Consider the following 11752-nt stretch of genomic DNA (forward strand, 5'->3'; position numbering starts at 1 on the left):
ATGGACTATATTTCCTATATTCGCTCTAAGGTGGGGCACGATAAGGTTATTCTGAATTTTGCTGGTGGAATTCTGGCAGACGAGGAAGGTCGTGTGCTTCTGCAGTTGCGAGGTGATAAGAAAACATGGGCGATTCCTGGTGGAGCTATGGAGCTCGGGGAAACTTCTCTTCAAGCAGCCCTGCGTGAATTTCACGAAGAGACAGGCATTGCTGTTGAAGCCAAGCGCTTGCTGAATGTTTATACTAATTTTGATGAATCTTATCCTAATGGTGACAAAGTGCAGACGGTTGTCTTTCTGTATGAATTGCAAGCGCTGGAGGATTTTGATATTTCCAATTTTCACAATGAGGAAACACTACGGTTAGGCTTTTTTTCTAAAGAAGAAATAGCAGAGCTGGAAAATGTATCGGATAAACACCTCCTGATGCTGGATGAGTATTTTTCGGACAGCTTTGCTATGGGGCTTTGATAGCTTACTATGAACAGGTCATTTATTTAGAACAATATCATACTGCATAGTTTGATTGAATTATCGTTTTACAATATTTCTTGACCTAGTTAAATTATTGTTTTATAATAATTGTAAGGATAAATTATCGTGAAACAATAAGGAGGTAAGCTATGAAGATGCAAATTTTGAAACAAGTAATAACCGTAATTACTTGTTTGGTACAAATATTTTGTGCTTTCTGGTTTTTAGTTAGAGGTTTTGTAGCCATTGTCTTGATGATTTATAACTGGCAATCAACTGCTACCCCACTTGCAGAGTTATTGAGTTTATCTTATGAAATGATCTGGCTGGGTTTGCTTCCGATTTTGATCTTTGGTCTGATTCGTTCTTTTCTACACCGCATGCTAGTTCACCAGTTTTTTACGAACGAAAGTTATAGGATTAGTAAATATCTGTTGATTTTAGTTACTTGTTTACCTATTGGTAGTATTATATGGAATATTTTTATTGGTCAAAAATCTGTACAGTCGTGGATAGATTTTGTAGATAATATATTTCTACCCTATATTGATAGTCTGGCTTTGGTAGTTGTTTTAGGGGTCTTGCATCTTGTCATAAAAAACGGGAAGACAATTCAAGAAGATGTAGATGGTTTTGTGTGATGGGAAAAATCAAAGTTAATTTAGATAAGGTATTGGAAGAAAAGGGTTTGACCTCTAAAGAATTGGCGGAAATTATTGGTATTACACAAGCAAATTTGTCCATTCTAAAAACAGGTAAGGCTAAAGGTATTCGCTTTGCAACCTTGCTGGCTATCTGTGAAACGCTGGATTGTCAGCCTGCTGATATTTTAGAGTATATTTCTGGCTAATAAATAGAAGATAGAAAGGAGCTTTATGCCTGAATTACCTGAAGTGGAAACGGTTCGGCGTGGTTTGGAGCGTCTGGTTGTTGGCAAGACGATTGGGCAGGTGCAGGTCCGCTATGCCAAGATGATTGGAACGGGAGTGGATAGCTTTGTCTATGACTTGCCAGGTCAGACCATTGAAAGGATTGGCCGTCGGGGCAAGTATTTGCTCTTTTACCTGACAGGCGGAGTGCTGGTTTCCCATCTGCGAATGGAAGGTAAGTATCTTTTTTATCCTGATGCGGTGCCTGAGCGCAAGCATGATCATGTCTTTTTCGAGATGACGGATGGTGGGACGCTTGTTTATGAGGATGTTCGCAAGTTTGGGACCATGGAGCTGTTGAGAAAGGATCGGCTGGAGGCTTATTTTGCTGCCAGAAAGCTTGGTCCTGAGCCGACAGAGGCGGACTTTCTTTTGCCTCCTTTTGCAGCAGCTTTAGGTCGTTCCAAGAAGCCCATCAAACCCTATTTGCTGGAGCAGACCTTGGTCGTTGGACTGGGTAATATCTATGTAGATGAGGCTCTTTGGCGGGCGCGGATTCATCCGGCCAGGCCTGCAGATAGTCTAAAGCCTACTGAAGTGATGCGGCTGCGTGAGCAGATTATAGAAGTTTTGCAGCTTGGAATTGAAAAGAGAGGATCGACCATTCGGACCTATCGCAATGCTTTAGGTGAAGATGGCACGATGCAGGATTTTCTGCAGGTCTATGGGAAAACCGGTCAACCTTGTGCTAGATGCGGCAGCCCGATTGAAAAAATTAAGCTGAGTGGACGCGGCACTCATCTCTGTCCTCATTGTCAGAAAGCGAGGTAGCTGTCATGGTAAGAATTATTGGTATCACTGGCGGCATTGCCTCAGGTAAGTCAACAGTGACAGAGTTTTTGAGGCAGCAGGGCTACCAAGTCATTGATGCAGATCAAGTGGTGCATGAGCTGCAGGAGCCGGGGGGGCGGCTTTATCAAGCTCTTTTATCTGCTTTTGGCCCAGCTATCTTACAGGAAGATGGGCGCTTGGACCGGCCTAAGCTGGGAGCTATGATTTTTGGGAATACCGAACTTCTGGCGCAGTCCAGTCAAATACAAAATCAGATTATCCGCGAAGAACTAGCTGACAGGCGAGATTTGCTAGCAGAGATGGAAGATATCTTTTTTATGGATCTTCCCTTGCTGTTTGAGCTACAATATGAAGACTGGTTTGACCAGATCTGGCTGGTGGATGTGACGGTGGAAACTCAGCTCAGTCGTCTTATGACTCGAAATGCTCTCAGTCAGGAAGAGGCAGAAAAACGCATAGCAGCTCAGCTATCTCTTCGAGAAAAACGAAAGAGGGCGGATGTGCTGATAGATAATAATGGCTCGCTTGAGGAAACTCGACAGCAGATTCGCAATGCTTTGGAGAAATTAGAAAGAAGATGATTTATCACGACACAAGTAAACTGGAAACATAACCTGAAAGTCGCTTGGTTTGGGAACTTCCTGACAGGTGCCAGCATTTCTCTGGTGACGCCTTTTATGCCACTTTTCGTGGAGCAGTTGGGTGCCAGAGGTCATGAGGTGGAGTATTACGCTGGGCTAGGGATTTCACTCTCTGCAATCTCAGCGGCGCTGCTCTCTCCTGTCTGGGGAAGTCTGGCCGACCGATATGGCCGTAAGCCTATGATGATACGTGCAGCTACTGCCATGGTTTTCACTATGGGCGGCATTGCTTTTGTGCCCAACATTTTCTGGCTCTTGCTCCTACGCTTTCTAAACGGTGTTTTCGCTGGTTATGTTCCCAACAGCACAGCTCTGATTGCCAGTCAGGTTCCCAAGGAAAAAACAGGTTATGCTCTGGGAACTCTATCGACCGGTGTCGTTGCGGGTAATCTTATGGGGCCATTTATTGGTGGTCTGATTGCGGAGATGTTCGGCATTCGCAATGTCTTTCTCCTGATTGGCGGCTTCTTTCTAGTGGCAGCCCTGATGACTTTTTATTTGATTCGGGAGGATTTTGTGCCAGTGACCCGACAAGAAGAGGTAGGCTTTAGGGAATTGCTGCGTCAACTCAGGTATCCTAAGATGCTGATTAATCTCTTTCTGACCAGCTTTGTTATCCAGTTTGCAGCTCAATCTATCAGCCCTATCCTTGCCCTCTATGTCAGAGAGCTGGGGCAAAAGGACAATCTGATCTTTGTTTCGGGTCTCATCGTTTCTAGCATGGGACTTTCCAGCATGATGAGCTCCAGTATTCTGGGGCGGTTAGGAGACCGTATCGGCAATCACCGGCTTCTGGTGCTGGCTCAGTTCTATTCAATCCTGATTTATCTGCTCTGTGCCAATGCTGGTTCCCCTATGCAGCTGGGCTTTTATCGCTTTTTATTTGGCCTAGGAACAGGGGCGCTGATACCGGGTGTTAATGCTCTGCTAAGTAAGATAACACCCAAGTTTGGAATCTCTAGGATTTTCAGTTATAATCAGATTTTCTTTTATCTGGGCGGGGTGGTCGGCCCTATGTCTGGATCGGTTATTGCGGCAGCCTATGGCTATCATTCAGTCTTTTATGCAACAGCAGGGCTAGTCGCAGTCAGTATGCTGGCCAATCTCTTTAGTTTTCGAAATTTATTTAAAAAGAAGGATATCTAGTGCGCGTTAAAATAAATTTAAAATGTTCCAGCTGCGGCAGTCAGAACTATCTGACCAGCAAAAATACTAAAACGCATCCGGAAAAAATTGAGGTCTTAAAGTATTGTCCCAAGGAAAGAAAAGTTACTTTACATCTTGAATCCAAGTAGATTTTATGATAAAATAGATAGGATTTTAAGGAGTTTTTATTTATGTACAACCTATTATTAACCATTTTAGTCATTTTATCAGCTATTATTGTCATTGCAATTTTCATGCAGCCAACTAAAAATCAGTCCAGCAACGTATTTGATGCCAGTGCCAACGACTTGTTTGAACGTCCTAAAGCACGCGGTTTTGAAGCTGTGATGCAGCGTATGACGGGAATCATGATTTTCTTCTGGCTACTGATTGCATTGGTATTAGCAGTATTATCTAGTAAATAAAATGGGCTCTGACTTCGTCTTGGCCTATTTTTTAAGTTTTAAAGAGATTTAGAAGAGATGAAGAAGGAACTCATCAAAAGAAGAGGAATATGAAATCAGAAATCATTGAATATTTAAAAGACAGGCAGCAGGCCAGCGTAGATGAGCTGGCGGCTGCTTTGGGGAAAGAGTCTTCCAAGGACTTTAGTAGCTTGGTCAAGACCATTTCCCAGATGGAAAGAAAGCATCAGATTCGCTTTGATAACGAGGGGCGGATTGAGCTTTATGAGAAGAAAAAGCAGGAGCGTCTGACGCTCAAGGGTGTTTTTCATGCCCACAAGAATGGATTTGGCTTTGTTACCTTGAATGAGGAAGAGGATGACCTCTTTGTCGGCCGTAATGATGTCAATCATGCCATTGATGGTGATACGGTGGAAGTAGTCATTACCAAGGTGGCAGACCGTATCAAGGGAACATCAGCTGAGGCTAAGATTATCGATATTTTGGAGCACAGCCTGACGTCAGCGGTTGGTCAGCTGGTTCTGGATGAGGAAAAGCCCAAGTATGCGGGTTATATCCGATCGAAAAATCAGAAAATAAGCCAGCCTATTTATGTCAAAAAACCAGCTATGGTTCTGGATGGTACAGAGGTGCTCAAGGTCGCTATTGACAAATATCCGACCAAGAAACACGATTTCTTTGTGGCTAGTCTGGTCGATGTGGTCGGTCATGTCAACGATCCAGGCATTGATGTACTGGAAGTGCTGGAGTCGATGGATATTGTCTCTGAGTTTCCAGAAAAGGTCTTGGAAGAAGCCGAGCGAGTTCCAGAGGCACCGACAGAGAGTGATTTGGCAGGGCGTTTGGACCTGCGTGAAGAGATAACCTTCACCATCGATGGAGCGGATGCCAAAGACTTGGACGATGCTGTCCATATCAAGCGCCTGAAAAATGGCAACTTTGAGCTAGGCGTCCATATCGCAGATGTGTCCTACTATGTCAAAGAAGGCTCTGAGCTGGACAAAGAAGCCCTCAATCGAGCGACCTCTGTTTATGTGACCGATCGCGTGGTACCTATGCTGCCAGAGCGCTTGTCAAACGGAATCTGCTCTCTCAATCCCAATGTGGACCGGCTGACCCAGTCGGCTATCATGGAGATAGATGCCAAGGGGTGCGTGGTCAAGCATACCATCACCCAAACTGTCATCAAGACGACCTTCCGCATGACCTACAGCGATGTCAACGACATCATTGCTGGAAATCAGGAAAAAGCTGAGCAGTTCAAGGAAATTGTGCCTAGTATTGACAGCATGGTCCAGCTACATGAGATTCTGGAAAGCATGCGCTTTAAACGCGGTGCGCTTAACTTTGACACTAATGAAGCCAAAATCATGGTCAATAAAGAAGGCCGGCCGGTTGACATTGTCCTGCGTCAGCGGGGAATTGCTGAGCGTATGATTGAGTCCTTTATGCTGGTGGCGAATGAAACGGTGGCTGAGCATTTTGCTAAGCTAAATCTGCCCTTCATCTATCGGATCCACGAGGAGCCTAAGGCGGAGAAGGTGCAGAAGTTTATCGACTACGCCTCTAGCTTTGGGATTCGGATATACGGGACGGCTAGCTCTATGAGTCAGCAGGCTCTGCAGGATATTATGGAGGCGGTCAAAGACCAGCCTTATGAGGAAGTCCTGTCCATGATGCTTCTGCGCTCCATGCAGCAGGCTCGCTACTCTGAGCACAATAACGGCCACTATGGTCTGGCAGCGGAGTTTTATACGCATTTCACTAGTCCGATTCGCCGCTATCCGGACCTTCTGGTTCATCGAATGGTACGGGATTATGGCAAGTCTAAAGAAATAGCAGAGCATTTTGAGCAAGTAATTCCAGAGATTGCTAGTCAGTCTTCCAGCCGAGAGCGTCGAGCTATCGAGGCCGAGCGTGAAGTCGAAGCCATGAAGAAGGCTGAGTACATGGAAGAATTTGTTAGAGAAGAGTTTGATGGCGTGGTTTCAAGCGTGGTTAAGTTTGGACTCTTCGTCGAACTGCCCAATACGGTCGAAGGCTTGATTCATGTCACCAACCTGCCAGAGTTTTATAGCTATAATGAGCGGACTATGACCCTGCAAGGAGAAAAGTCTGGCGTGGTTTTCAAGGTCGGTCAGCAGATTCGCATCAAGCTGGTCCGAGCGGATAAGGCTACGGGCGAGATTGACTTTGAATACCTGCCTAGTGAATTTGACCTGGTAGAAAAGAATAGCAAGAGTGGCAGAGGCAAGTCAGGCAGAAAGAGACGTCGTGAGGATGACAAGCGCAGCCATTCTTCCAAAGAAAAAGGCTACAGAGATAAGAAAGATAAGAAGTCCAAAAAAGGCAAGAGCCAGAAGGCATTTTACAAGGAACTAGTCAAGAAAGGAGCCAAGTATGGCAAAGGGAGAAGGAAAGGTCGTCGCGCAAAATAAAAAGGCCAGACACGACTACACCATCGTAGATACCATCGAGGCGGGCATGGTGCTGACGGGGACGGAGATTAAGAGCGTCCGTGCAGCCCGCATCAATCTCAAAGACGGCTTTGCTCAGATCAAGAACGGTGAGGCCTGGCTCAGCAATGTCCATATTGCGCCTTATGAAGAGGGCAATATCTGGAACCAAGAGCCTGAGCGTCGCAGAAAGCTGCTGCTGCATAAGAAGCAGATCCAAAAGCTGGAGCAGGAGACCAAGGGAACCGGAATGACGCTGGTGCCGCTCAAGGTCTATCTCAAGGACGGTTATGCCAAGCTGCTTCTGGGCCTAGCCAAAGGGAAGCACGATTACGACAAGCGCGAGTCCATCAAACGCCGCGAGCAAAATCGCGACATCGCAAGACAGATGAAGAACTTTAATACAAGATGAAAGATCGGGCGACCGGTCTTTTTGAATCCTCATTCTAAGTGTGTTAAAATATAAAAGATATTAATAGACTGGAGATTATATGTGAGTTTTAAAAAATTTTCATTATTATTTTTATTTTTTTCTGCTATAGTAGCTTTCTTTTTTGGAAATACTATAAGGATGAGCAAACTAAAAAAGAGAAGGAAGATTATTACAATAGCGTATATACATATAGTGGTGATTATGAAATTGGTGACTATGTATTTTTGGGAGATAATGGTTTAGTGGCGCAATGGGTCAGTAAAAATCCAGAAGAGGATAAAGAAATTCGGAAACATATCAAAAATGATCCTAAAAGAAAAGTGGAATACAATAATGATGATGTCGTTACTATGGGGGAGCGATTTATCATTAGGAAGAATATTAAAATAATGTCAAGAGAAAAAGGGGGGAGTACATATCGTTTATTGATTTATGATACGAAAGATCAAACTCTAAGAAAGAAAGAGATTGATATGCTAAAATGGATACATTCTAAAGGAGATGACTGGAATCTTGATATAGGGCCTTATGTAGCGAAAACATCGGACGGGCGTGAAGTGCTTCTAATAAATATCGCTAAATATGTTGAAAAAACAATAAATGGTAAGCGAGATTCCGAGAGAGTTGTTGAAGCATATTATGTTGATTTGGAAGCGGGCAAAGTGATTGATTTTCAGCAAGGTGGGAAAAAAATTGAGAGTTTATATTATTCAATTAATAAAGATTATCGAGGGGAAAATTTACCAGGAGATAGGTTGCTTAAATTTGGAATTGACTTCAATTACAACACTGTAAATTTCAAAAAGGAATTCTTTAAACAAAGTGAAAATCTTCCAATTCAGAAAGAATATCCTAAGGCTTATAAAATTCTTCAAAACAAGAGCACTGCCTATTATCCAACTTTTAATAAAAGTCGGAGTCCGAAGGATATTCTTAATAGTCTTTCACCCCTTATACCTCAGAACAGTGCTATTTTACAAGATACAGAGATTCAATGAAAAATAGAAAATATGACACAGGATATGCCTCTATTCAAGAAAAGGGAGGAGAATCTGATGAATAGTTTAAAACCTAAAATAAAAAAGTATATTTTGATATTCATTTCGTTTCTAGCTATTTTTGGACTTTGGATGCTGCTCTCTTATGATAAAACAGAGCCTAAGCCAAAATTTAAGGAAGAATTCGCAGAAAGACCAGCATCTAAGATTGATGATATTCAAATAAAGCCATTGGAGGAAGGCCGTATTATTACAATCGAATCCCCGGATGTCAATGATCATTTTGATATAGGGCATGAAAAGTTTTACCAGCAAGAATGGCGGAGAAACATCAGTCTAGGAATTGATGACGAGAGGCAGAAAAAAGGAGAATATTATTTTCTTCATTCTTACGATATAGATACTAAGAAAGAGGAAAAGAAAATCGATATTTTTGCACTTATTCGTAAGTACAATCCTAATGCAGGAGTAAAGCTTCCTGGAGAGGTGGTTTACTATCAAGGGAAAGACTATTTTCGTATTACACTCCAAGAACAAGATAAGAAAAAGAAGGGATTCTATCCTCTAAAGGAAGTTTTTATTGATTTAGATAGTGGCAAAGTTATTGATGTTATTCGTGAACAGTCAAAGGGAATGGTACAATTTGATGTTGCTCTTAGTTTAACGAACTTATCAGAGCAGTTTGATAAAGAGGGATATAATATGAATCTTTGGTATAATAGACTAACACCTTCTTTAGAAAAGCATACAAATATACCAACAGGGCTGAATATATCACAAGAACATCCGGAGCTTGTGCATAAGTTAAATGAAGGGAAAATTAAGATTTTCGTGCGTCAAGGAGACAATAGTTATGAGGAATGGTTTAATCTTATAATGCATTGGTTTGCGCCAGTTGGTCAAGATAGACTAGCTTTGTCAATTACTGATAAAGACACTGGTGAGGTAACAATAATCAACTCTTACCAAGATTACTTGGCTTGGCGAGAATCTCATCCGAAGGATAGTGAGGTACAAGGAAGTGAATAAAATTCTTTAGGGAGGCTGATAAATTTTAGTACAAGATGAGAGACTGGGCGACCGGTCTTTTTTAGCTTTCAACTCTGACTTTTGATTTATGCTATAATGGAGAGGATGAGGTTTGAGGATGAATTTATCTGTAAAAAGCAGATTTTTTAAGACGAACTATATACTGGATTAAGGAGTAGAAGATGAAAAAGACAAATAAAAAATGGTTGAACCGATTACTGTTGTTTGTATCTGTTCTTGGATTGATAGGGGGAAGTTTATTCCTCTATCAATGGTATCTGTCGGAGAAATATACAGGTTACCAGTATTACACTGGTAAAGCGAAAATTGACTCTTATCAAATTATTGCGGATGGCAAAGGAGCGATAGTACATTGGGATGTAGTTCAGTCAGAGGAAGCAGAATTGCGCAAGTATAATAAACAATTATTCACTGAATGGCGTAATCCCACATCTCAAAACTATATTTTTAGGAATAATTTGAAATTACCAAAGCACCCTTCGGCTATCCATGAATCGATTGGGAAGAATGCCTATTGGACTTTATCAATTTACAAGTTAGAAGGGAATAAACTAAAAGAAGAACCTGAAATTGACTTACTAACTACAGTGAATGAATATAAAAAGGGTTATATTGCAAGTTATATTGGTCCGGTTTACTCTTATAAAGGCAAAGATTTGCTGGCGCTTTACATTAGACCTTTGGAAGGCTATGAGATAAAGAAACAGGTGTTTTTAAATCTCCAAACAAGAAAAATTGAAGAAGTGAAAGCTATTGAAAATATAAAGTTTCCCTATTCTTCTATCAAACTTAATAATATATCTAACTTTGGAATAAAAAGTGATGGATTTGGGTTCCATTTTACAATCAAACCACGGAAAATGGTAGATACACCTATTAGCAAAGATAGAAATGCTATGAACATATTAGAGAAAGAGAATTCTCAAGTTGTCATTTTGACAAATGAAAATAGTTTTGATACCGTTGATAGAATTGCATCAGTTTATTCAAAGTTTTTGCCAAACGATTATAATCTTTATAGAGACTCTAAGATACCCAAAGAATTGTCTATAGATGGTCAAGATCATGCGTTCAGTTCCAAAGAAGAGTTTGACCAATATTATGATATTGAAAAAGCCAAAAATCTTTATCATCTGAATGATTAGAATGTTGGTAGACGGTTTATTTTCTATCTTCGGCAGTATATTATATGAAGGAGCACACTTTGATTTTGGTTACTGAGCGCGGATCGATAAGGGAAACAGTGATATATTTTTTCTTGATGTTCTCATATTTTTTGAATTGAACGATCAAAGATATGCTGCTAGTTGCAGTATTAGGCTTCTTTGGCTACAAGTAAGTTAAGAAGAAAAAAGAAGATTAATAAACTTCCTATGTAAGAAAGAACTGGCTGATTGACCAGTTCTTTCTTTTTGCAGGGAAGATTGTTCAATTTGACACTTGTCAAGTCTGTGCTTTTCGAGTATGATAAAGACAGTTAGATTATTCGTAGCGTAGCTTTTAGAGAAAGGATTTTTTATGACAGAAGAATTGCTAGCTTATAAACGTATGCCGCTGTGGACGGCTGAGACAATGCCAGAAGCAGTGAAGAGAAAGCACAATACCAAAGAGGGAACTTGGGGTAAAATCACTGTTCTCAAGGGACGCCTTAAGTTTGTTGAGATGTCAGAGGAAGGTGAGGAGCTGGCTGAGCACATCTTTGAAGCTGGTCAGGACAATCCTTTTGCCCAGCCCCAAGCTTGGCATCGGGTCGAAGCCTTGACAGATGATTTGGAGTGGTATTTGGAGTTTTACTGTCGGCCTGAGGATTACTTTCCAAAGAAATACGGCAGCAATCCAGTGCATTCAGAGGTTTTGGAAGCTATGCAGACAGTCCGGCCAGGGCGGGCATTAGATCTAGGCTGTGGTCAAGGTCGCAATGCTCTCTTTCTAGCCAAGCAGGGCTTTGAAGTGACAGCCGTAGATCAGAATGAGCTGGCATTGGAAATCTTGCGTAGCATTGTGGAGCAGGAGGATTTAGATCTGCCAGTGGGTAGCTACGATATCAACTCAGCTAGTTTGACCCAGACTTATGATTTGATCGTTTCCACTGTTGTACTTATGTTCTTGCAGGCGGAGCGAATTCCGGATATTATCCGTAATATGCAAGAGCACACAGCGCTTGGCGGCTACAATCTCATCGTCTGTGCTATGGATACAAAAGACTTTCCATGCTCTGTTCCCTTTCCTTTTACTTTTAAGGAAGGCGAGCTTGCCGAGTATTACAAAGACTGGGAGCTGGTTAAGTACAATGAAAATCCTGGCCACCTCCATCGCCGTGATGAAAATGGCAATCGAATTCAGCTGCGTTTTGCGACTATGCTGGCTAAAAAGGTTAAGTAGAAGACAGTAGGACAGAACTTGATTTT

General features: G+C 41.8%; 14 protein-coding genes. All 14 read left to right on the top strand.

Annotated features, from left to right (window positions below):
• The 14 genes from FKX92_RS01045 (at position 1) to tehB (ending at position 11726) form a co-directional block, all read left to right on the top strand.
• Positions 1-471 (top strand): NUDIX hydrolase, encoded by a 471-nt coding sequence (locus FKX92_RS01045; protein ID WP_149565257.1) that lies wholly within the window; start codon positions 1-3, stop codon positions 469-471.
• Positions 472-623: 152 nt separating this feature from the next.
• The gene (locus FKX92_RS01050; RefSeq protein ID WP_149565258.1) at positions 624-1115 is read left to right on the top strand and encodes a hypothetical protein; all 492 of its coding nucleotides are present in this window, start codon (positions 624-626) and stop codon (positions 1113-1115) included.
• Positions 1115-1324 (top strand): helix-turn-helix domain-containing protein, encoded by a 210-nt coding sequence (locus tag FKX92_RS01055; protein WP_149565259.1) that lies wholly within the window; start codon positions 1115-1117, stop codon positions 1322-1324. The genes FKX92_RS01050 and FKX92_RS01055 overlap by 1 nt, the downstream gene beginning before the upstream one ends.
• A 25-nt stretch (positions 1325-1349) precedes the next feature.
• On the top strand, positions 1350-2174 hold the full coding sequence (mutM, locus tag FKX92_RS01060) for a DNA-formamidopyrimidine glycosylase (protein WP_149565260.1): 825 nt from the start codon (positions 1350-1352) through the stop codon (positions 2172-2174).
• Positions 2175-2179: 5 nt separating this feature from the next.
• Complete coding sequence (coaE, locus tag FKX92_RS01065; RefSeq protein WP_101771616.1) at positions 2180-2776, top strand: dephospho-CoA kinase; 597 nt, start codon at positions 2180-2182, stop codon at positions 2774-2776.
• A 3-nt stretch (positions 2777-2779) separates the two neighbouring features.
• Positions 2780-3982 carry a multidrug efflux MFS transporter gene (locus FKX92_RS01070; RefSeq protein WP_316250834.1) on the top strand — a complete coding sequence of 401 codons (1203 nt, stop codon included), beginning with the start codon at positions 2780-2782 and terminating at the stop codon, positions 3980-3982.
• On the top strand, positions 3982-4131 hold the full coding sequence (gene rpmG, locus FKX92_RS01075) for a 50S ribosomal protein L33 (protein ID WP_072074309.1): 150 nt from the start codon (positions 3982-3984) through the stop codon (positions 4129-4131). Before FKX92_RS01070 ends, rpmG begins: the two co-directional genes overlap by 1 nt.
• A gap of 42 nt (positions 4132-4173) precedes the next feature.
• A complete protein-coding gene (gene secG, locus FKX92_RS01080; RefSeq protein ID WP_002894878.1) occupies positions 4174-4407 on the top strand; it encodes a preprotein translocase subunit SecG in 234 nt (77 codons plus the stop codon).
• Positions 4408-4496: 89 nt separating this feature from the next.
• A complete protein-coding gene (gene rnr, locus FKX92_RS01085) occupies positions 4497-6845 on the top strand; it encodes a ribonuclease R (RefSeq protein WP_149565262.1) in 2349 nt (782 codons plus the stop codon).
• Complete coding sequence (gene smpB / locus FKX92_RS01090) at positions 6808-7275, top strand: SsrA-binding protein SmpB (protein WP_002894882.1); 468 nt, start codon at positions 6808-6810, stop codon at positions 7273-7275. The genes rnr and smpB overlap by 38 nt, the downstream gene beginning before the upstream one ends.
• Before the next feature lie 245 nt (positions 7276-7520).
• Entirely contained in the window at positions 7521-8294 is a 774-nt protein-coding gene (locus FKX92_RS01095; protein ID WP_262405205.1) for a hypothetical protein, read from the top strand.
• Positions 8295-8351: 57 nt separating this feature from the next.
• Complete coding sequence (locus tag FKX92_RS01100) at positions 8352-9323, top strand: hypothetical protein (protein WP_149565263.1); 972 nt, start codon at positions 8352-8354, stop codon at positions 9321-9323.
• A gap of 182 nt (positions 9324-9505) precedes the next feature.
• On the top strand, positions 9506-10489 hold the full coding sequence (locus FKX92_RS01105) for a hypothetical protein (RefSeq protein ID WP_149565264.1): 984 nt from the start codon (positions 9506-9508) through the stop codon (positions 10487-10489).
• 373 nt (positions 10490-10862) lie between these two features.
• Positions 10863-11726: an SAM-dependent methyltransferase TehB gene (gene tehB, locus FKX92_RS01110; protein ID WP_149565265.1), complete on the top strand. Its 864-nt coding sequence runs from the start codon at positions 10863-10865 to the stop codon at positions 11724-11726.
• Positions 11727-11752: the final 26 nt, after the last annotated feature.

Source organism: Streptococcus sanguinis, from assembly GCF_008329445.1.
GTDB classification, from domain to species: domain Bacteria; phylum Bacillota; class Bacilli; order Lactobacillales; family Streptococcaceae; genus Streptococcus; species Streptococcus sanguinis_O.